18 protein-coding genes and 1 other RNA gene are annotated in these 20568 nt (G+C 66.6%); 4 read left to right on the top strand and 15 right to left on the bottom strand.

Annotated features, from left to right (window positions below):
- Positions 1-19 precede the first annotated feature (19 nt).
- Entirely contained in the window at positions 20-1000 is a 981-nt protein-coding gene (locus AC4BG9_RS03210) for a YihY/virulence factor BrkB family protein (RefSeq protein WP_490569640.1), read from the bottom strand.
- A gap of 228 nt (positions 1001-1228) precedes the next feature.
- On the opposite strand from AC4BG9_RS03210, the gene AC4BG9_RS03205 reads away from it, so the two are divergent.
- Entirely contained in the window at positions 1229-2326 is a 1098-nt protein-coding gene (locus AC4BG9_RS03205; protein ID WP_490569639.1) for a hypothetical protein, read from the top strand.
- 30 nt (positions 2327-2356) lie between these two features.
- On the opposite strand, the gene AC4BG9_RS03200 is transcribed toward AC4BG9_RS03205, so the two are convergent.
- The 3 genes from AC4BG9_RS03200 to AC4BG9_RS03190 form a co-directional block, all read right to left on the bottom strand.
- Positions 2357-3460, bottom strand: a complete 1104-nt coding sequence (locus tag AC4BG9_RS03200; protein ID WP_490569638.1) for an ABC transporter permease — start codon at positions 3458-3460, stop codon at positions 2357-2359.
- Between the two features lie 193 nt (positions 3461-3653).
- Positions 3654-3875: a hypothetical protein gene (locus AC4BG9_RS03195; RefSeq protein ID WP_490569637.1), complete on the bottom strand. Its 222-nt coding sequence runs from the start codon at positions 3873-3875 to the stop codon at positions 3654-3656.
- Positions 3876-4128: 253 nt separating this feature from the next.
- Positions 4129-4488, bottom strand: coding sequence for an ArsR/SmtB family transcription factor (locus AC4BG9_RS03190; protein WP_490569636.1), 360 nt, complete (start codon positions 4486-4488; stop codon positions 4129-4131).
- A gap of 96 nt (positions 4489-4584) precedes the next feature.
- Here AC4BG9_RS03190 and arsM point away from each other — a divergent pair, with 96 nt between their 5' ends.
- On the top strand, positions 4585-5424 hold the full coding sequence (gene arsM, locus AC4BG9_RS03185; protein WP_490569635.1) for an arsenite methyltransferase: 840 nt from the start codon (positions 4585-4587) through the stop codon (positions 5422-5424).
- A gap of 510 nt (positions 5425-5934) precedes the next feature.
- Here arsM and AC4BG9_RS03180 read toward each other — a convergent pair.
- Genes AC4BG9_RS03180 through AC4BG9_RS03165 form a run of 4 tightly spaced genes read right to left on the bottom strand, consistent with a single transcriptional unit; the run spans position 5935 to position 8801 of the window.
- Positions 5935-7065: a DUF3644 domain-containing protein gene (locus AC4BG9_RS03180; RefSeq protein WP_490569634.1), complete on the bottom strand. Its 1131-nt coding sequence runs from the start codon at positions 7063-7065 to the stop codon at positions 5935-5937.
- A 25-nt stretch (positions 7066-7090) separates the two neighbouring features.
- Positions 7091-7396, bottom strand: coding sequence for a hypothetical protein (locus AC4BG9_RS03175; protein WP_490569633.1), 306 nt, complete (start codon positions 7394-7396; stop codon positions 7091-7093).
- Complete coding sequence (locus AC4BG9_RS03170) at positions 7393-8292, bottom strand: type I restriction enzyme subunit R domain-containing protein (protein ID WP_490569632.1); 900 nt, start codon at positions 8290-8292, stop codon at positions 7393-7395. The genes AC4BG9_RS03175 and AC4BG9_RS03170 overlap by 4 nt, the downstream gene beginning before the upstream one ends.
- Complete coding sequence (locus AC4BG9_RS03165) at positions 8214-8801, bottom strand: hypothetical protein (RefSeq protein ID WP_490569631.1); 588 nt, start codon at positions 8799-8801, stop codon at positions 8214-8216. Before AC4BG9_RS03165 ends, AC4BG9_RS03170 begins: the two co-directional genes overlap by 79 nt.
- A gap of 155 nt (positions 8802-8956) precedes the next feature.
- Between AC4BG9_RS03165 and AC4BG9_RS03160 the strand changes: the two genes are divergently transcribed.
- Positions 8957-9307 (top strand): hypothetical protein, encoded by a 351-nt coding sequence (locus tag AC4BG9_RS03160; RefSeq protein ID WP_490569630.1) that lies wholly within the window; start codon positions 8957-8959, stop codon positions 9305-9307.
- A gap of 241 nt (positions 9308-9548) precedes the next feature.
- On the opposite strand, the gene AC4BG9_RS03155 is transcribed toward AC4BG9_RS03160, so the two are convergent.
- The 7 genes from AC4BG9_RS03155 to AC4BG9_RS03125 all read right to left on the bottom strand — a co-directional run bounded on the left by AC4BG9_RS03155 (position 9549) and on the right by AC4BG9_RS03125 (position 19101).
- A complete protein-coding gene (locus AC4BG9_RS03155) occupies positions 9549-12920 on the bottom strand; it encodes a DEAD/DEAH box helicase family protein (RefSeq protein ID WP_490569629.1) in 3372 nt (1123 codons plus the stop codon).
- A 40-nt stretch (positions 12921-12960) separates the two neighbouring features.
- Positions 12961-14283, bottom strand: a complete 1323-nt coding sequence (locus tag AC4BG9_RS03150) for a YPYG domain-containing protein (protein ID WP_490569628.1) — start codon at positions 14281-14283, stop codon at positions 12961-12963.
- A gap of 57 nt (positions 14284-14340) precedes the next feature.
- Positions 14341-15426: a DUF8606 domain-containing protein gene (locus tag AC4BG9_RS03145; RefSeq protein WP_490569627.1), complete on the bottom strand. Its 1086-nt coding sequence runs from the start codon at positions 15424-15426 to the stop codon at positions 14341-14343.
- Between the two features lies 1 nt (position 15427).
- Positions 15428-16501, bottom strand: a complete 1074-nt coding sequence (locus tag AC4BG9_RS03140; RefSeq protein ID WP_490569626.1) for a restriction endonuclease subunit S — start codon at positions 16499-16501, stop codon at positions 15428-15430.
- A 20-nt stretch (positions 16502-16521) separates the two neighbouring features.
- Entirely contained in the window at positions 16522-17991 is a 1470-nt protein-coding gene (locus AC4BG9_RS03135; protein WP_490569625.1) for a class I SAM-dependent DNA methyltransferase, read from the bottom strand.
- 163 nt (positions 17992-18154) lie between these two features.
- Positions 18155-18524, bottom strand: a transfer-messenger RNA (tmRNA) gene (ssrA, locus tag AC4BG9_RS03130).
- A 55-nt stretch (positions 18525-18579) separates the two neighbouring features.
- Positions 18580-19101, bottom strand: a complete 522-nt coding sequence (locus AC4BG9_RS03125) for a hypothetical protein (protein ID WP_490569624.1) — start codon at positions 19099-19101, stop codon at positions 18580-18582.
- Between the two features lie 219 nt (positions 19102-19320).
- On the opposite strand from AC4BG9_RS03125, the gene AC4BG9_RS03120 reads away from it, so the two are divergent.
- Positions 19321-20538, top strand: a complete 1218-nt coding sequence (locus tag AC4BG9_RS03120; protein WP_490569623.1) for a DUF222 domain-containing protein — start codon at positions 19321-19323, stop codon at positions 20536-20538.
- Positions 20539-20568 lie beyond the last annotated feature (30 nt).

Raw genomic sequence — 20568 nt, 5'->3', positions numbered from 1 at the left:
GCCGGCGAATCCGGCCGGATCACTCGGAGGGCTTCTCCTCCCAGGACACGGCGACCTTCTCGAACCCCTTGTGGCGCTGCATCCGGGCGTAGCCGGCATACGCCCGACGGTCGGCCTCGGTGAGCTCGACGTTGTCGGTGAAGGGGGTCAGCAGCGCCCGCGGCCAGAGCCGGCGGGCCAGCACGACGTTGATCTCCATCGCCAGCACGGCCATCACCGCGCCGAGCCACAAGAAGCCCATCAGCCCGAGGACGAGCCCGAAGGTCTTCGTCATCGAGCTCGCGTCGACCAGCACGTGCTCGACGTACCTGGCTCCCAGGAACTGGAGCCCCTGCCACATGACGGCCAGCGAGAACCCGCCTGGGGCGGAGCGCCTGAAGGAGTGGTGGCCGGTCGCCGCGAAACGGAAGAGCAGGGTCAGGAAGGTGCCGACCACCGCCACGGAGACGACCGGGAGGAACGGCTTGATGCCCCCCGCCACCGCGTCGCCGAAGAGGTCGGTGGTGCTGACGACCGTGGAGAGGACCGACACGGTGGCCAGCGAGAGCCCGGCGGTGACCAGCAGCACCAGCGTCTTGACCCGGGCGTAGACCGGGTTGGGGCGGCTGTTGCGCGGCACCGACCAGGCGACGTGCTGGGTGTTCTGCAGCGCCTGCCCCAGGCCCTGGCAGCCGTAGAGGGCGGCGAGCCCGCCGACGGCGACACCCGAGACGGAGCCCTGCAGCCCCTCCGGACGGCCGAGCTCGTCGCCGATGATCGGGAACTGGGCCAGTGCGGAGTCGAGGATCGCCTCCTGCCACTGGGGGTGCCCCTGGAGCACCAGGCCCAGGATCGAGGAGCCCAGCAGCATCAGCGGGAAGATCGCGACGAAGGCGTAGTAGGTCAGCGCGGACGCGAGGTAGGGGCCCTGGTCGTCGAAGTACTTGTAGACGACGGCGAGCGGGAAGCCGACGACGCCGTGCCGCCGTTGGAATCCGTCCACCGCTGAGACCGCGTCCACGCTCGGAGGCTACCGGGCTCCAGGCTGGATCCCCGGTCGCCGCGGGCAGAACGACCCCCTGGATCGCCGCCGGGGTCGGGGCCTCCCCCGTCCTCGCCCCGCCTTCCGGTGCTCCAGTCCGCGGACCGATCTCTGCGACCGGCTGCGCGTCGTGCCGCTGTGGTAGACACGGGCGGGCGGGGGCCGGGGAGCCCGCCGTCGCCACTCGAGCCGACTCGGAGCACGAAGTTGAAGAAGCTGACCGCCACCCTGACCAGCCTCGCGGTCGCCGCGGGCCTCGCCGCCACCGCTGTCCCGGCGCAGGCCGCACCCGTCGGCGTGGCCGCAGACCCGCCCCAGGTCTTCCAGCTGAGCAAGCGGGGCCTGGAGACGAACTTCCCCGCCTTCACGTCCTACTTCGTCCCCGTCGCGGCCACCGGGGCCTCCGCCACCCCCACCTCGATCGACGCGGCGGGGGTCGCGACCCCGGGACCGGTGCTCGCCTTCTCCGGCGACCGCAGCCTCGTCGCCGAGGGCGGCACCATCCACCAGGGCGGGGTGGCGTACACCGCCGGGAGTCCCGCGGGCGAGGCGGTCGCGCAGGGCGTCCGCGCCTGGGTCCTGCCCGGGTTCGCGGGGGTCGCTCGTCCTGCGCCGGGGGTCGCCGGCGAGCTGGTGGAGTCCGCGCACCCGATCCGGCTCTACGAGAAGCAGGCAGCGGAGATCACGGCCGACCCTGACATCTCAGGGACCGTGGCCATCACCGCGCGCACCGAGACCACGCCCGAGAAGTACGCGTTCGTCATCACCGACGTCGACACCGTCGAGGGCCAGCAGCTGGTGACGGTCACTGAGTACGACCTCACCGTCACCTCCCCGGGGGTCGACGACCCCAGCGCGCGCCGCGGCACCCTCGACAGGGTCGCGATCTCCGAGACGGTCCCCGTCGGTCAGCCCGCCGCCAAGAGGGTCTACACCTACACCTACGGCCCCAACAACGCCGTCGCGGTCGACCCTGCCGGCTACGTCCCGGGAGAGACCTACGACCAGGTCACCGCCACCACCGTCGCCAACGCCGGCTTCAAGCGGACCGTGAAGAAGATCCGGGCCCAGGTGGCCAAGAAGGCGAAGAAGAAGGGTGCGAAGAAGGCCCGCAAGGTGCTCGCCAAGAAGGTCTCGAGGTGGGTCTCGACCGACAACAGCACCGGTCTGAGGTCCTCGAAGGTGAAGAAGGGCAAGGCCACCCTGCGGGTGGCCAACCCCTTCACGGGCACCCAGCAGGTCGCCACCCTCAAGATCCGGGGCAAGTTGGTCAAGGCGTCGAAGATCCGCACCCGCAAGAAGTAGCGCCGGGGGCCCGCGGGATCGGCCGGGGGCTCAGGCGCTCATCAACAGCTCGGGGCGGCGTCCCCGGCCGGAGACGAGCAGCGTGAGCAGGATGCCGGCCAGCGCGTAGGCCGCCAGCACCAGCAACGGCCGGGCCAGGTCGTCGGAGTCGAAGTAGACGATCTGGCGCACCCCGTCGACACCGGCCCCGGTCGGGATCCAGTCGCCGACGACCCGCCAGAAGGTGGGCATCACCCCGGCCTGGAACGCCCCGCCCGCGCTGGGGTTGCCGATGATCACGATCAGCAGCAGCGTCACCCCGATCCCGATCACCCCCAACAGCGCCTCGAGCCCGATCGCCAGGGCGGCGATCGAGAAGGAGACCGCGGAGCCGAGCAGGCCGAGCTGCCAGAAGTGCCCGCTCTGGGCGTCGAGCATCGGGCCGACGATGGTGGCGCCCCCGAACCCCGAGGCCAGTGCATAGGGGACCAGCGCGGCCAGCCGGAGCGCCGCGATGCGGACCGACTGGGGTCGGTCACCGCGCGCGAGGGCCACCACGGTCGGGAACAGGTAGGCGCCGACCGCCCAGCCGACGACGAGGTAGAAGCCGGTGAGCCCGCGGGCGTCGCCCTTCTCCAGCGGGACGAGGTCCTCCTTCTCCACCGTCCGCTGCTGCTCGGCGACGACCTTGGTGAGCACCGCGCTGGCCGCCTCCTCCTCGGAGACGCCGCCTCCCGAGGCGATGAGCAGCAGGTCGCTGCTCTGCTCGGGGCGCAGCACCAGCGCCGCCACCTGGTCCCCGTTGCGGACGTCGTCACGGGCCTCGTCCTCCGAGCCGGCCAGGGTGGCGTCGAGCGGGTCGCCGGAGAGCTTGTTGAGCTGGGCGACGAGCTCCTGCCCCTGGGCCTGGGCCGCCTCCGGCGCGACCACCTGCACCTTGAGTTCGTGCGGCTTCGGGTCGTGGAAGGCACCGACATAGCTGTAGATGAAGGCGAACTGGAGGAAGAGCACACCGAGGACCCAGGCGACCGCCCGGATCATGGAGCTCTTCGGGTCGATCGCCAGGGCGGGCGTGTCCCCACCACGCGGGCCACCCGCGCCCACGTGGCTCCCGGATCGTCGGGGCGTCTCCTGCGGGGTCCGTTCGGCTGTCATGGTCTCTCCTCCGGGCATTGCGCCGGTTCCACGCGAACGTGGCGCGGACGCCGTACGGCGCAGCAGCTGCCCGTGGGCCCGAGCCCTCTCGCTGCTCACTGTAGGGCGGTTCGGGCCTCCCGGCACCGGGCACTTCGGCCCGGCCGAACAGCCCCCCTGGGTCCCGAGACCGGGCCCCACCAGGAGCGGCCGTTCAGCGCCTGTTGCGGGGGTGCTGGCGAGCCACCCGCTCGTTGCCGTGCCGGTAGTTCCCGGTCCACCGAGCCATGGCCAGCTGGGGATCGCCCTCGACCTCGGCGAGGAACTCCGCGGCGCGGCCGCCTCGCAGCTTCGCCGCCACCCGGCCGTGGTGCGTGATGACCACGCTGCCGTCGGCGCGGCTGACGTACTCGAATCCCTCCGGAGAACCACCCACGTGCTGGATGGTAGTCCTTCGCCGGGCCATCGCTCACCGACGCAAAGGGATCGGTGAGCCTGCGAAGATCTCCGCTGATTTCTGCGAAGACCCCCTGGTTGGTTGGTGAGGGCTTCCCTGAAATGCAGTTCCAGGCGGGAATCTGGGCCCTGCCGCCCACGGGGGCTGCGCGTTGCACGCGCAGGACCAGAAGTTTGCACACCCTCCGCACACGCCCTGTCCCGTCAAGCGCCTACAGCTTGGTCCCGTGCCCTCAGGGCTTGAGCGCCTCGCTGAGTGCGGCGAGCGTCTCCTCGACGATGCGATAGAACGCCCACCGTCCGCGCTGCTCGCGGATGACAAGTCCGGCGTCGACGAGCTGCTTCATGTGATGAGAGACCGTCGGCTGCGACAGGCCCACCGGGTCGGTGAGGTCGCAGATGCAGGCCTCGCGGTCCGGCTGGACGGCGATGAGAGAGAGAAGCCGCACCCGGGTGGGGTCACCGAGAGCCTTGAACAGGCGCGCCAGCCGCTGTGCCTCGTCGATGTCGAGCACGCCGCCGGTGACCGGCGAGCAGCACGCCGTCGCAGCGTCGTTCGCGTCCAGGACCGGCAGGGCCGTGCGGGTGGTCATGGGTTCCAGTGTGCCAGACGTATTGACAACCGTCGATAGATCGAAGAACCTCGATACATCGACATCCGTCGATGCGTCACTGAAGGAGCACGTCCCATGACCACGAACACCCCCGCGCCGACCCCGGACGACGTACGCGAAGAGGTCCGCAACCGGTACGCCCGGGCCGCGACCGCGGTCGTCGGCGGCGCCAGCAACACCGAGGTCAACGACGCACTGCAGATCGTCGACGACGACTGCGGCACCTCCTCGTCCTCTTCCTGCTGCGGGGGCACCACCGGGACGGCCGACGACGTCTTCGGCGCGGCGCTCTACGCCAGCGTCGACCAGAACGCGCTCCCCACGGAAGCGGTCGCGGCCAGCCTCGGCTGCGGCAACCCGACCGCGGTCGCCGATCTGCGTCCCGGCCAGCGGGTCCTCGACCTCGGCTCCGGCGGCGGCATCGACGTGCTCCTCTCCGCTCGCCGCGTCGGCGAGACCGGGTTCGCCTACGGCGTCGACATGACCGATGAGATGCTCGACCTAGCGCGCGCCAACGCCGCCAAGGCCGGCGCGACCAACGTCGAGTTCCTCAAGGGCACCATCGAGGACGTCCCACTGCCCGACGCCTCCATCGACGTGGTCATCTCCAACTGCGTCATCAACCTCTCCGTCGACAAGCCCAAGGTCATCGCCGAGATGTTCCGCGTCCTCACCCCGGGCGGACGGATCGGAGTCTCCGACGTCGTCGCCGAGGACCACCTCACGCCGCAGGATCGCGCCGAGCGTGGCTCCTACGTCGGCTGCATCGCCGGCGCACTCTCCCGCAGCGAGTACCTCGACGGCCTCGCCGCCGCCGGGTTCACCGACGCAGAGGTCGAGTTCACCCACGAGGCCGTCCCCGGCATGCACGGCGCGATCATCCGCGCCACCAAGCCGACCCAGACCGCCACGTGACCGAGACGACGGACGCGCCGTAGCCCGGCAACGCGCTATCCCGACCGCGTCCGCATGCGGCGACGAGTCGCGTTGACCGGTGGACCATCCCCAATCACCCGCCCGATGACACGCTGCACCAGCACGTGCTTCCTGAGAGCGCAGGGGCGATCAAGCACGTCGAGCGCCACACGCACCGCAGCCTGGGGGGCAGAACCAACGACGAAGGGCCCTGACCGTGTGGTCAGGGCCCTTCGTCGTCAGAGGCTGTGAGGGACCCTCAACCGCCATCCCATTTCAGGGGGCAATTTCAGGCGATTTCAAGAAGGCCCTCCTGGTGAGGGCTTTCCCGAAAGGCCGTTTCACGCGGGGATTCTGGTTCGACCTTTGCCCAAGGGCCGTCAGCTGCACGCACCAGATCAGAAGTTTGCACACGCTCCGTTCGAGCCCGGTCTCAAGAGCCCCCCGCTCCTCCATCACGCGCCCCAAGGGCTCGAGCGCCCCACTGGGCGCGGCGAGCGCCTGCGGACCCTAGGACGCCTCCTGGCGCTGCGTGCGGGCGCACTGCGGCTGAGTGCAGGGCGGACGGGGCTTGGTACGGCGGCCGGCGCCGTGGGACTCCCAGACCGAGTCCATGTCCTGAGAGCTGACGGCTTCCCGCATGCGCGTGAGTGCGTTGTCCGAATAGCGCGGATGCTTCTGCGAACCGAACTCGAAGACGTGTACGCACTGGGAATCGTCGTCGATCCCAAGATGGTCGCGGAGCGCCGCCGCTCTTGGGGCGGAGATTCGCAACTTCTCCGCGAGATCGCGCGCGGACCAGTGGTATTTTTTCTGCAGATCCACTTCGCGAACTGCAGCGGCATCCGTCTCGTCTTCGCCTTCACCCTCGCGCACGAGCCTGACCGGCAGCGCATCAGCGTGTTTGACGATCTTGACCTTGACCGTGAGGCCCTCGCCGCTGATGTCAGCACCGAGGGGGGCAAGCTTGGGGAACACCTGCTGCCGGGACTTTCCGGCCTTGATGCCGTTCTCTACACGGTCCACATCTGAATCGCTGACCTTTGTGTCCTCAGCGACGTGAGCCTCGAGTGCGAGAAGAGTGCGGATCTTGGCCCTGGCCTCCCCGCGTGCGCGGCGCCCCGGCTTGAGCAGCTCAGCGATGTTGGCGTACTCACTGTCCACGAGAGTAAGCAGATCTTGGGGGGCTTCTGTCGAGACTGGAAGTACCCGGTTGGGCAGGTGGTCGGCCAACCGTTGCTTGAACGCGCGATAGAGGAGCTCATCGAAGAGTGTGACGGCGGCGCGAGCATGGAGATAGAGCAAGCCTTCCGAGACGTCGTTGAACCAGTGCTGCTCGTCGTCCCGCAGGGCGTCGACGGCCCGCAGGGTGCCGGCCTCGTCCTCCGTCACCTTCAGACCAGCAAGTTGACGAGCGTGGTTGATCGCTGCCTCGAAGCTGATGCTGCGGCCGGTCTTCTTGTCGAAGACCTTGGCTCCGCGTTGGTACAGGGCTGCCTTGAGGAGCATCTCGAAGGAATGCTGAAGGTGCAGGAGCACGACAGTCGCCCGCCCGTCATCGTGTGGGCTGTTGAACGCGGTCATCGCCGTTCGCATGGACGACAACGCCTTACCGTGCAACGTCCTGGCTGTGACCCTCATGGCCAGGACCCTAGTGTTCGAAGCGTCACGAGGTGGCGGACTCGTCGATCGCAGCCTCGTAAAACGCATCCGCAAGTGCGACGACGACGCCGTTGATGCCAGGCCCGTCGCTGAAGAAGTAGTCGGCCATGGTGTTGTGCGCACCTTGGTTATCGATGACCGCCTCGGTGACCGCGGACTGGAAGTCCTGCGACTCCAGGAACTGCTTCTTGGAGTTCACCTGGGTCTGCTTCACGAGGTCGGGGTAGCCCAGTAGCCGCTGGACGAGGCCGTTGACGAACTCTCGGACCTGGGACTCGGTGAAGGCTTCGGCTCCGAAGAGGTCGTTCATCTTGTCGATGACGACCTGGAGGGCGACGTACTTCGGTTCCTTCTTGGTCCCAGTCCCGGCAGCGCTGTGCCCTTGAGCTGTCCGTCCCCGGTGAGGGAGATGTCGACCTGGGTGCTCTTGGTGTGCTTGACCCCGACCAGGACGACGTCGGAGAGGTCGACCTCCGCGAACACGGTGGACTCCCCGATGACCCGCTCCAGCAGCCGTAGGTAGATGGACAGCATCTCCAGGTAGGGGTCGCCGCAGTCGACGATCTGGCTCATGAAGTCGTAGAGCCGCACGTAGGTGGAGACGTCCTTGCGGAACAGGTCGAGCTCGTTGAGAGTGACCTTGTCGTCCTCCTCCAGCGCCCGGGCGTAACGGCGTGCGAAGTCGTGCTGGGCCGGGCTGATCGCGGCCGAGAGCGCGTTGTTGCCCTTGCGGGTGACCCACAGCTCGGCGACCTTGCGGACGTCCTCCTCGGTGTAGGTACCGGCCTGAGCGAGCTTCGTCGCCAGGTGCACCACGACGTAGGGGTCGGTCTCGGTCTCGAGGGTGGCATTCTTGAAGTAGGGCTCGAAGGCTGCCTTGATGTCCTCGGGCCTGTTGACGAAGTCGATGACGAACGTCTTGCGCTTCTGCTCCCCCGTCGCGGTGCGGTGGGTGCGGTTGAGCCGCGACAGCGTCTGCACCGCGGTGACACCCGAGAGCTTCTTGTCGACGTACATCGCGGACAGCAGGGGCTGGTCGAAGCCGGTCTGGAACTTGTTGGCGACCAGCATGATCTTGTAGGTCTCGCCCTTGAACGCGGCCGCCAGGTCGGCGCCGGCACCGGGGTTCATGTTGGCTTCGGTGAACTCGTCGTCCTTGTCAGGTGCCGGTCCCCAGTCGGCGGCCCACACCTCGTCCTCGTCCATCCGCACCGCACCGCACCAGAGAACGCGACCAAGGTCCGGTAGTTGTAGGAGGCGTCCTCGGCGGCCCGTTTGGCGATGTAGGCGTCGATGGCCTTCTTGTACTTCACCGCAGCCTTGCGGGAGTCGGTCACGACCATGGCCTTCGCCTTGCCCTCCAACAAGTGAGCGACATTGGCGTGGAAGTGCTCGACGATGATCCGCACCTTCTGGCTGATGTTGGTCGGGTGCAGCCGCACCCACCGCATCAGGCCCTTGCGCGCCGCACTCTCTTCCACTTCGCCCTCGCTGGTGGCGTTACCGGCGATCTTGAGGGCGGTCTCGTAGGCCTGGTAGCCCTTGAGGACGTCGAGGATGTAGCCCTCCTCGATCGCCTGCTTCATCGAGTACGGGTGGAACTCGCGCGGCTTGCCGTCGGGACCCTTGCGGCCGAACAGCTCGAGGGTCTTGTTCTTCGGGGTGGCGGTGAAGGCGAGGTAGGAGATGTTGGGCGACTCGGCCCGTTCGGTCATCTCCGACGACGACCTGCCTGAAGCCGCGTAGCCAAGCTGGCTACCTGCGACCCCTTGCGTCCTCGATCCCAGCCACAACCAGTAGCAGTGGTGCCACGGCACCCGCGGACGACAAGCCCAGGACTTGTTCGACGCCAACGCCCCTTGGAGGGCAGATGAGTACAAACGATCACGAGCAGCTCGGCAGTGTCACCGCACTGTCCACGCTTCAGCGCCGCTACCGACTCGAGGGCCTCCTCGAGCGCCGGTACGACACAGCGATCACCGCCATCGAGCGACTCAGCCACAACATGGCCGCTGCCGACGAGACGTTCGACCGACTGCTCGCGCTTGAGAACCTCATCGAGTACGAATTCCCCGACACCTTCGCCGAGGCCTGGCCACGCTGGGTCGCCGACGACGCCGCACGACTCCACGGACCTCACGTCCTAGTCACCGGCTGCTCCATCTGCGGGGAGCTCGCCACCGCGAAGGGCATCAACCTCGAAAGCCCTGAAGCGGCATAACACCCACTTGGTGGGCGGGACCCTGTCCCGCCCACCAAGGCCGCTTCAGCCGCGAGAGAAAGGTTCCACACCCCCTGGGCCGCGAGACCGGCACCGTGAGCGCCCATGACGACCACTCATCGGCCCGCCGGCAACTGCCGAGGGCCGACCCGAACACGCGACTGTCCACGCGTTGCGGTGCATCGGCGGCGACCAGAATCGCGCGCGCTCGCCCTTCCGCCTCATGAGACGGATGCAGCGGTCAGGCCGCCCCGGGGCCCAAGGCCGTCGCCTTGATCCCTCGAAGGATGTCGATGATGACGTCGACATCTCCATTAGGAAAGAGGTAATCAGGACCGGTGGGCGCGTGATCGATGTACGGCGACTCGTAGAGACGCGCAGGCTCCATCAGACCGTTCGCGGTGAGCTCGTCGACGATCAAGGTCACGAAGCGGACCTGAACGACGTTGAACCGGCTCTCGTCCAGGTAGGCCGCGAACGCTTGAGCGGCTGCGGCACGGTCGAGACCGACGAGGGACCTGATGAAGGGTCCGAGGTCCCCCGCCCGTTCGGTCACCCAATCGATGCTGACCTGCTGGTCGTTTCCGGAGGCCACGAGCATGTCGGACAGGGCGGCGAGGTCGTCCTCCGTGAGCGGCCTGTTGCGGCGCAGCCTCTGGAGAGCAACGTGATCCTCGTGCTCTCGCAGGTAGGCCTGGGCTTTGGCTCGGAACCGTTCCCAGTTCATGCCGCTCGTCACCTGGGGCAGCTCGATGGGGGTCGCATCCTCGAGGGTGTCGATGATGTTGGTGTACACGGGGTTCTGTGCGGTCTTCTCCACGAACCTGACCAATCCCCGCAGACGCAGCCGCATCACCTCAAGCATGGGCAACGTGACGTCGACCCACCACTCGTCGCCAGCGACCTCTTCCAGCAGCTGGAGCTGCTCGGCCACCGAGGGAATGGTCTTCTTCGGCAGCAGGGACGCGGCGATTGCCTGCACCGTTTCGCGAACCCGTTCCGCAGTGATCGCGTCGCCCTCGAGTTGCGCCAGCTGGCGGCGCAGCACGAGCAGGTCGAACCGCTTGGCCTGCTCGTCAGGGTCGCGGACGGTGGACGGCAGACCCGAGAGGTGATCGAAGACCTCCTGGGCGTCGTCCTGGGTCAGCTGGTTCCACCGGTCGCGGTCGGACCAGGTCTCGACCTGGCGGCGATGGGCGCGGACAAGGAAGTTGTCGAGGTTCATCCCGGCCACGATCTCGTGCAGCCAACCGACGGCGGACTCCCGCAGCTCGGGCTCCGCGCCGGCGGCGTCCAGGGCGGTCACCAAGCCGAGTCGAGACTCGAAGAGCCGCTGGCTCAGAGATTTCTGCAGGGACCCTTCACTGCCGGGTAGGTCTTGGCTGAAGAACTCCAGGTTTCCGCAGAAGTCGAAGACGAAGAAGTCCTGTTTGTCCGCTCCAGGCCCGAAGATGTCGGGGCACAGGCGGGTGCCGCGGCCGATCATCTGCCAGAACTTCGACTTGGACCGCACCATCTTGAAGAACACGAGGTTCAGCACCTCGGGGACGTCAATACCGGTGTCGAGCATGTCGACGCTGATCGCGATGTGGGGCGCCTTCTCAGGTTGGGAGAAGTCGTCGATGAGGCTTTGAGCGTACGGCGCGGCGTGGGTGATGACGCGCGCAAACTTGCCGCCGTACTCGGGGTAGGCGACGTTGAAGCGCTGCTCGATGAACTCGGCGTGCCGCTGATTCTTCGCGAACACGATGGTCTTGCCCAGCCGGTCTCCCCCGGCGACCTTGTGCCCCTCAGTCATCAACGTGGCGAGGACCTTGTCGACGGTGTCCTCGTTGAACAGGAACCGGTTGAGCTCCTCGGACTCGATGGCATCCGGCGGGCCGCCGTCGCCCCAGTCAAGGGCGTCCCACTCGTCCTTCTCCTGCTCACTCAGGTCGGCATAGGTGATGCCCTGACGCAGGAACTTCGTGCCGACCGACACGCCGAACGGCGGGACCAGGTAGTTGTCCTTGACGGCCTGCTCGAGGTCGTAGGCGTCGGTGGGGACGCCGTCCTCGAGATGGAACAGGCGATAGGTGTTGTGGTCGACCTCCTCCTTAGGGGTGGCGGTCAGGCCCACGAGGTGGGCGTCGAACCAATCGAAGATCGCCTTGTACTTCTGGTAGATCGACCGGTGGGCCTCATCGACCACGATGAGATCGAAGTAGCCCGGACCGAACCGTCGACTGCCGTTCTCGACGTGGTTGATGAGGTTCAGCATCGTCGGGTAGGTGGACACGTAGACGCGACCATCGGTGGCCTTCTCGGTCACCAGATTGACGGTGGTGGCTCCGGGAAGGTGGGTCTTGAAGGCGTTGACTGCCTGGTTGACCAGGGCGGTGCGGTCGGCAAGGAACAGCACCCGCTTGACCCAGTTGGCCTTCATCAACTGGTCGGCGAGCGCGATGACGGTCCGGGTCTTGCCCGATCCTGTCGCCATCACCAGAAGCGCCTCGCGCTGCTTGGCATCGAACTCCGCACCCACGGCCTTGATGGCGCGGGTCTGGTAGTACCGCTCCACGATCGAGGAGTCCACTGCGGCACCGGCGAGCGGGAGCCGTGTCTGGCGACGTTGGACCAGCAGCTCCAACTCGTCGCGGGTGTAGAACCCCTGCAGTTCTCGGGGCGGATAGCCGGCGGCGTCGTCCCAGATCCAGTGCGAGTAGCCGTTGCTGTACAAGATCACCGGCCGGCGCCCGTACTGCTGTTCCAGGCAGTCGGCGTACAGCTTGGCCTGCTGCTGCCCCACCTGGGCACTCTTTGTGGTGCGCTTGGCCTCGACGACCGCCAGGGGTAGACCGTCGGCCCCCCACAGCACGTAGTCGACGAAGCCCTTGCCCTGGTTGTTGGGCATTCCCGTGACTGGGTACTCGCGATCGCGCTCCTGGTCGAGCGGCCACCCTGCTTCGGCGAGCAGGACGTCGATGATCAGCCGTCGGGTTTCGGCCTCGGTGTAGTCGTGGTCGTCAGCCTGCTTGTGGCTGGCGGCTTGGGCGGCCTTGATCTGCGCCTGGAGCTCGGCGATCTGGGCCTCGTGCTGCTCCGCCAGCGCGTCATTGTCGGCGCGGGCCTTCGCGATCGCCTCGTCCTGGGCCTTGAGCTTCGCCGCGAGCCCTTGGAGCTCGGCGACGCTGAGCGGCGCCTGCTTGGGGGCGAGGGCTGGGTTGAACTGCGCCTGCGTGGGCACCTGGTCTCGTGCCGTGGAGTGGTGGAAGCCTGCCCACACCATCACGTGGAAGAGCTGACGAAGGGCGTCGAGCGCCACCCCGGGGGCGATCGGCTGGTGCTGGTGAACGGCGGTGTTGCCCAGCTTGCGGAGCAGGTTGAGCTTGGCGACCATGCCGCCGCCTGCCCGCTGCTTGAATCCCGCGTCGTTGATGCGAGCGGCCAGGTCGTCGACGTAGGGCAGCGACAGGTCCCATACGTCGTAGAGGTAGTCGACCAGTCCCTCGACCGATCGCCGTGCGTAGAAGCAGGCCGAACGGGGGTCGTTGGACAGGTATGACTCCGCCTTCACGCAGTCGTCGTAGACGGAGGGGATGCCCGTCTTGACGAAGTCGAAGTTGGAGGTCACGCGCCCATCCTGTCCGAGTTCCTACGCGTTTGCCGGTGTCTTACTCGTAGTAGCCGATCGTGCCGCCCCCCGGCGAGGTGATCGTCGACCTGACGATCCTCGGACGAGCGTCCGTGCCTGCGACCGTGCCGACGACCACGGCGTCGTACTCCTCACCGAACGCGCTCTCCACGTCGGCCGTCACTTCGATGTAGTAGGAGCCATCGCTGTTCTTCACCACGTCCAGGAGGCCCATGAGGTCGTTGACGTCACCTCCGTAGCTGAACCTCGCCTCCCACGCCTTGGCCAGGAAGTCGATTGCCGTGCGCTCCTGAAGCGCGGCCGGCTTCGGCTTCGGCTTGGGCTTCGGTTCGGCGGCCTGGGTCTCGCTACTCGACGCGTCGGGCTGTTCCGGCTCGTCCGACTTGGCGGCAGCACCAGGCTCCGCCTTCCACCGCTCGATCTCGCTGGTGGCGTAGGGGCGCCAAATGACCTCGTACGCGTCGTCGCTCGCCTTGCCGGTGTCGTAGTCGAATCCACCCGTATAGCTGGCGACCCAACCCTTCACTTCCATCTTCGGGATGGTCTTGATGGTGTAGTCGTCGCCGCGTTCGGCGTTGAACTGCAGGCTCGTGGACAGAGCCTCTGCCTTGGCGATGTCTTCGTGGGTCACCACTTCCGCGAGGAAGTCAGCCGTGCCCTCTTCGTGCGCGATGTCGGCGAAGATCAGCTTGACCTGCTCCTGGTAGCCGTCGCTGGAGAAGTCGAGGGAGGGCTTCGTAAGCACCCAGTACTGGTTCAGGTTGCCCGCCGCCGGGACCTTGTCGGTGATGACGACTTCGTACTTCGGCCCCTGGTAGGAGTAGGGCTCAGCCTCAGGCGTCTCCGACGACTCAACAGCCTCGGAGTCTTCGATGGGCTCGTCGGCGGGCTCAGCAGTCGACTCTTCAGAGGGCTCGGGGCTCTCTGAAGGCTTCTCCGTTTCGACGGCCGTCGGCTTGTCGGCCTTGGGTGCATCGTCATCTCCGCCGACCGCCGCGGCGACGGTTCCCCCGATGATCAGGACGGCCAGGACGCCGCCGACCCCTGTCAGGACTGTCTTCTGGGTCTTCGGCTCGAGGCCGCGGAAGGCTGCGAAGCCCTGTGACAGGTAGGCACCGATGCCCTTCGGCTTCACCTTGCGGAAGTTCATCTCAGTACGCAGAGTCCCCTGCGTCTGGTCGACGAACTCCCAGCCTTGGTTCTGCCACTTCGTCCTAGTGGCACCTTCTCGGCCGCGCAGCGCCTTGACGGTCATGAACAAATACTGGACGTCGTCCCCGTGGGGACTCTTGCCGCGGGTGGGTTCGGAATCACCGCTCGCTCGTGTCAGGTCCTCGTTCACTCTTGAACCGTAGTGGTGGCGCTGCGCGTTGGAAGGCGTTATCCCGTTCCCGCAGGGTCAGTCGTTCTCCGCCAACCCGAATTCCTCGGCCAAGAGATCCAACGTGTATTCCTGTCGCAGCTTGCAGGCACTGTGCTGACTGGCAAACATGCCTGGCTTGCGGAACGCCTCTCGGGCTGGCCGCGCCTCGATCCAACGCACCGGCACCACCCACTCGGCCGTCTCGTCGGTCTCCCGTTCACCTTCTGGCACATGCCGGTACGGCGCGCTCAGCGTCTGCGCCGCCAGAGGCGACCACGTGTCGTCCCTCAGAATCTTTGCGTCGTCGAACCGGGCAGCAGGTGCGAGCGTCTCCCCCACAGCCACATACCCCTTGCCAGGCAGGTAGACGTTGACCCGTGCGCCGGCAGGCAATCCTCGGAGCGTTTGGGAGTACCAAGGACCGCCACCTGCCGAGATGAACCCCAGACGGAGTCCGTCCTCCCATGAACGGCTGTCACCTTCGCCGAAGCTCACGTACCAGTCACGACCATTCCACTCCGCACGCTTCGACTTCTTGCCGGGCGTCTTGGTGGCGGTCTCCTCCTGGGATGCGTGCCAGGACCGCGCGAGGTACGTGCGGTCGTCATCCTCGAGGTAGGAGAAGAAGACGGCGTTGATCGGCACGCCGAAGTCCCGCAGGTAGTCGACGATCCGTTCTGAGCTGTTGTCGAGGTTGGTGGCCACCACGGTGAGGCTGGGCTCAGCGTTGATCTCATCCGGTGGGGCTTGTCCGAAGACCGCCTCGAAGGCCGCCTCGAACGGCTGGGCCAGGTGCGCCTCGGCCTGCTCGATCACGTCATCGTGGGTGAGGGTCCTCACCCACGAGCCATAGTCGAGCACCTGCGCGATCACGTCACGCGGGGTCTTGTCCTTCTTGAGCTCGAGGACATGGAGGTTGCCCTCCGTATCGATGGCGAGCAGGTCGATGTACTTGTTGTACGGCGTGCGCACCTGACGACCGATCACCAGCAGGCGGTCGCCCAGCATCGAGGGATCCTTCTCGAGGAAGTCCTCCAACGTCTTCTCGTCCGGCAGGACGGCGCTCGTGAGCGGCTTCGGGTTGGCGCCGTCGATGCGCCACATCTTCATCTCGACGGGCATCTCACAGCTCTCCCCGGAAAGCCTGCGCCTGGAGCGCGGCAAACAGGCGATCAGAAGCGTCAACAGCTGACTCCATTACCGCGCGCTGAGCTACAACGTGCTCACTTCGAGACCCGAACTCAGCGATCTCGTCCCCCGTCGCTATCGGAATCCGCGCACTCAGAAGCACGTCAGTGTCCAACTTCTTTGTGCCGTGAGCGGAAGTGGCTACTCGAGCGAGCAACCACTGTTCAGCTGCCCGAACACCGGCAGCAAGGAAGTCCACGCTCACCGCGCTCTTAGGGAGCAGCCCTTTCAAGTCTTGGTTGATCGTGGCGGGAACTCTCAGAACTGAGATGGGAACTGTGTGGGCGAGGATCATCCCGCGAACTCCGACCACAACCGTGTCGACAGGCAGTAGACGGAGGGAAGATCGAACTGGAACTGACTCGTGGATGTGATCCTGTGAGTCATACAGATCGGGGGATTTCAAGTCCTTCATCGAGAACCAGGGAAGATGCCCCTGCCAGTTGCTTGCCTTCGATTTTGACGGAGTTGAGCCACTGTAGGGAACGACAAGGTCGCCCAGTTTGGTCGATGTCCGGTCCAATGAACCAAACATGTCGCGGAAGATGGCCATGGTCAGCGAGTCAATGTGGGCGAGAACCTGGCGGCGCTTGGCGCGGAGGACGTCGGCGCGGTCCAGGATCGCCGCGATGCGGCGCTGCTCGGCGAGGTCAGGCTTGGGCACACTGACCTCCTTGAGGAATTTATAGTGGCGCGAATATCCAGCACTCGGGATGTTCCTTGACCGGAGGTAGTGGTAGACGAACTTCGGGTCAAAGCCGTCGCGAGGCCGAAGCACCTTGACACCGTCGGCACCCATGACGAACGGGAAGTCCACGTACTTCAAGGCCCGCGTGTGATCTCCGAAGACGATCAGTGGTCCGGGTGTCCGAACCGCAGCGGCCAAGTCGTTGGTGTAGCCCGCTATCAGCGACTTCCCTTGGTCAACGACAGCCAGTTCGCCGACCGGCAGGAACTCTGATTGCGGAACCTTCCGATTCCCTGCTGAGACATCCTCAATCGCGCTCAAGAACGGGACGCTTGAGTGACTCACGACAACATTGCTTTCAGGTCAGCCAGGCCCGTTTCGATCTCTCTGTTGAGCGCCTCGATGTCCGCGATGATCTGCAGTGGCGGGCGGTGCTCGATTTCGTCTTCAACGACTTCCTTGTATCGGTAGAGGGACAGGTCGTAGCCCTGAGCCAGAATCTCGCCCTTGGGGACGAGGAACGACTGGTCGGTGCGACTCCTGTCGCTCTCGGCGTCCAAGCGCGTCCAACGGTCGAGCACGTCGGGGAGATCGTTGACGTCGATCGGGTTTCGCCGGTCGTCGAGGGAAAACCCGTCGGCCTGGACGTCGTAGAACCACACGTCCTCCGTGCCACCGGAGTTGGTCTTGGTAAAGAACAGGATGGCCGTGGACACTCCGGCGTAGGGACGGAACACCCCAGACGGCAGTTTGACGACGGCATCGAGCTTCTGGTCCTCGACGAGGGTGCGGCGCAGTTCCTTGTGGGCGTTCGATGAGTCGAAAAGCACGCCATCCGGGACAATGACAGCGGCACGGCCGCCAGGCTTGAGCAACCGCAGAAAGAGGGCCAGGAAAAGCAACTCCGTCTTCTTCGTCTTCGCAACGCGCTGGAGATCCTTGGCCGTGGACTCGTAGTCCAGTGAGCCTGCGAAGGGCGGGTTCGCGAGGACCAGCGTGTACTTCTCGGCGTCCTCAGAGGCGCCCTCGGAGAGAGAATCGCGATAGCGGATGTCAGGCGACTCGATGCCATGCAGGAGCATGTTCATCGAGCCGATCCGCAGCATGACGTTGTCGAAGTCGTAGCCGTGGAACATCGAGTGGTGAAAGTGGTGTCGCTGGCCCGCGTCGGTCAGGGTGCCGGGATGCTCGCGGCGCACGTACTCCGACGCAGCGACCAGGAACCCTGCCGTGCCACATGCCGGATCGCAGATCTCGTCGGCCGGCCCCGGGGCGGTCATCGCCACCATCAGCTCGATGATGTGCCGAGGGGTCCGGAACTGACCGTTCGTACCGGCGCTCGCGATCTTGCTCAGCATGTACTCGTACAGGTCGCCGTTGGTGTCCCGGTCGTCCATCGGGATGTGATCGAGCGCGTCCACGACCTTCGACAACAGTGCCGGGGTCGGGATGGTGAACCGGGCATCTTTCATGTGGTCGGAGTAGGTCGAGCCGTCGCCGCCGACCTGTGCGCCGTACTGCTGCAGGAACGGAAACACCTCGGTGGCGACGGTCTTGTACATGATGTCGGGATCGGCGTTCTTGAAGCGACTCCACCGCAGGTGGTCCTGGCCGGGTAGGAACTTCGCGTCCTCGATGACTCCTCCGGTGACCCGGGCCTTCTTCTCCGCGAGCGTCTGCAGGTCGTCGAGACGCCGAAGGAACAGCAGGTAGGTGATCTGCTCGATCACCTCCAGCGGGTTGCTGATGCCGCCGGACCAGAAGTCGTTCCAGATGCGGTCGATCCTGCTCTTGAGTTCTCCGGTGATCACAGCCGCACTCTAGGCGGCTGCGCCGACGCCTGCAGACAGCGCACCAGAGCCGCCCCGACGGGTGTCGGAGCGGCTCTCGTTCAAGAGGGCTGGCTCCCAGCGGTGTGACTCGCCGGGACCGGCAATTCTGCGAAGATCTCCGCGTAATTCTGCGAAGACCCCCTGGTGGAGCTGCGGGGAATCGAACCCCGGTCCTCGAGCGTCGATCCAGGTCTTCTCCGGGTGCAGTCCGTGTTGTCGCTTTTCTCGGCCCCGACGCTCGCACGGACACGTCGTCGACAGGCTCAGTCAGGAAAAAGTCCCGCTCACCCCTCCTGACAGGAGATGAGCAGCTAGTCCTCTAGATGAGGCCTGGGTCCGGGACGAGGACGGATGCCCGGTCAGACCCTTCGATCACTGCTCAGGCAGCGAGAGCGAAGTCGTTGCGATTAGAGTCGGCAACTGTGTTTTCCAGCGATCGTTTACGAGATGACGCTGGCTTCTCGACCCGCTTCCCCTGGAACTAACGTCCCAAGTCGAAACCGATCAGCCCCTCTTGAGTTGTACTGGTGGCAACGATAACGCAGCGCGGTCGATTCCCCCACCCGGTCAGGGCGCGACGCCCGCCCCGTGACCGTGCAGCACCCGTACGAACTCCTCGGCGTACGCCCGCTCACGCAGGTCCTTGACGGTGTTGCGGCTCATCCGGTTGATGTGCTCGGTGCTGACGTTGCAGCGCAGGTCCCCCATCGGTCCGACCAGCCGTACGTCGGCGCCGTCGAGCTCGAAGAAGCCGCGACGCCGCGTTGCCAGCTGGTGGCACGGGACGGACCAGGCCGGCACCGTCGCGGCGTCGGGGGTGAAGGAGAGCACGCCCGCCTCGAGGCGGAAGGTCCCGAACGTCCGGCCGCGCAGGCCCATGCCCCGGCTGCCCAGGACCACCCCGTTCCACACCCCCACCGGCGACATCGGGTGCCCGGCACCGGGAGGCGCGGAGAACGCCGGTCCCGCCGGCGCCGCCCAGCCCTGGCGCTGAGGACGCCGCCGGAAGGCGAAGACCAGGATCCCCACGATGAAGAGCGTCACCGCGAGCCAGGCGGTCATGATCATCAACGGCAGCATCGTCATCACGGGAGGCACTGTAAGTACTCCACAGGACCAGGGAAAGTCTTGTGCGTCTATTCGAACATGCGTACGATGAAGGTAATACGTCAGGTCGCTGGCGTTGGCCGGAGCGGAGAGGGTCTCCGGCCCTGCACGACCCCACGATGATGCGCGATCCGACCGTGAGCCGACCGGTCACCGTTGCTGTCCGGGGAATCACTCGTCGATTCCTGCCCGGAGGCCCTCGTGGACACCCCACCGCTCCAGACCGGTAGCCACCCGGTGCTGGTCTGCGCCGAGCGCCTGGGCGCCGCCCTCGACGAGGTGGTCCACCTCGACCCGGTCTTCATGGAGCTCGCTGCCAAGCGGGAGGCGCTGCTGGCCCTCGACCGCGTGGCCTCGCGCCTGGCCGCGCTCCGGCTGCGCCTGATCGCGGGCGCCGGCGACGTCGCCGATGCCGAAGGACACCGCGACGTCGCCTCCTGGCTGAGTGCCCACACCCGGGGCCACCGGGGCACGGCACGCCGCGAGCAGCGCCTCGCCCACGCCTGCGACACCCGCTGGCAGCGGGTGGGTGCGGCCCTGAGCGCCGGCCTGGTCAACGTGGAGCAGGCCCAGGTGATCGCCCGAGCCCTCGACGACCTCGCCCGCAGCCTGCACGACCTCACCGGAGACGACACCGTCACCCCACCGATGACGCCGGCCCAGGTCACCGACCTGCTGAACCAGGCCGAGGCCCACCTCCTGGCCCGGGCGGCCGAGTTCGGTCCCCGCGAGCTGGCCCGGCTCGGCGAGCGGATCCTGGAGGTCCTGCTTCCCCACGTCGCCGAAGCGGCCGAGGCCGACCGCCTCGCCCACCAGGACCGCCACGCCCGCCGCGTCACCAGCCTGAGCAGCCAGCGCCTCGGTGACGGCACCACCCTGATCAAGGCCCGGGTCCCCGACGCCGTCGCGACCCGCCTGCTCACCACCCTGGAGGCCTTCACCAACCCCCGCAAGCAGCACCACCGCGCACCGGACGGGCCTCACCGGGCCACCGACGCCACCGGGCAGGACCTGCCCTATCCCGTCCGCCTCGGGCAGGCGTTCTGCGCGCTCCTCGAGGGCCTCGACCCGACCCGGCTGCCCCTGCACGGCGGCACCGCCACCAGCCTGGTCATCACCCTCGACCTCGCCACCCTCACCCAGGGCCTCGGCCACGGCACCCTGCCGACCGGAGAGGCCCTCAGCCCTGGCCAGATCCGCCGCCTGGCCTGCACCGCCGACCTCATCCCGGCCGTCCTCGGCACCGATTCCCATCCCCTCGACCTCGGCTTCACCGCCCGCCTCTTCTCACCCGCCCAACGCCGCGCCCTCGCCCTCCGCGACACCCACTGCCGCGCTCAGGGCTGCGAGATCCCCGCCACCTGGTGCGAAGTGGTCTTGCCCGGGTTTCACGGACAGTTACTTGATGATGCTGCGTAGGAACGGGGTGGGACGTAGCCCAGGGATGAG

This window comes from Nocardioides sp. Z40_12, assembly GCF_058215795.1.
This window is presented reverse-complemented; position numbering and strand designations above follow the sequence as displayed.

Coding starts and splice junctions, on each gene's coding strand:
- AC4BG9_RS03165 (WP_490569631.1), bottom strand. CDS start 8,801: ATGACCGAACGGGCCGAGTCGCCCAACATCTCCTACCTCGCCTTCACC.
- arsM (WP_490569635.1), top strand. CDS start 4,585: ATGACCACGAACACCCCCGCGCCGACCCCGGACGACGTACGCGAAGAG.
- AC4BG9_RS03190 (WP_490569636.1), bottom strand. CDS start 4,488: ATGACCACCCGCACGGCCCTGCCGGTCCTGGACGCGAACGACGCTGCG.
- AC4BG9_RS03175 (WP_490569633.1), bottom strand. CDS start 7,396: ATGAACGACCTCTTCGGAGCCGAAGCCTTCACCGAGTCCCAGGTCCGA.
- AC4BG9_RS03160 (WP_490569630.1), top strand. CDS start 8,957: ATGAGTACAAACGATCACGAGCAGCTCGGCAGTGTCACCGCACTGTCC.
- AC4BG9_RS03180 (WP_490569634.1), bottom strand. CDS start 7,065: ATGAGGGTCACAGCCAGGACGTTGCACGGTAAGGCGTTGTCGTCCATG.
- AC4BG9_RS03200 (WP_490569638.1), bottom strand. CDS start 3,460: ATGACAGCCGAACGGACCCCGCAGGAGACGCCCCGACGATCCGGGAGC.
- AC4BG9_RS03145 (WP_490569627.1), bottom strand. CDS start 15,426: ATGCCCGTCGAGATGAAGATGTGGCGCATCGACGGCGCCAACCCGAAG.
- AC4BG9_RS03170 (WP_490569632.1), bottom strand. CDS start 8,292: ATGGACGAGGACGAGGTGTGGGCCGCCGACTGGGGACCGGCACCTGAC.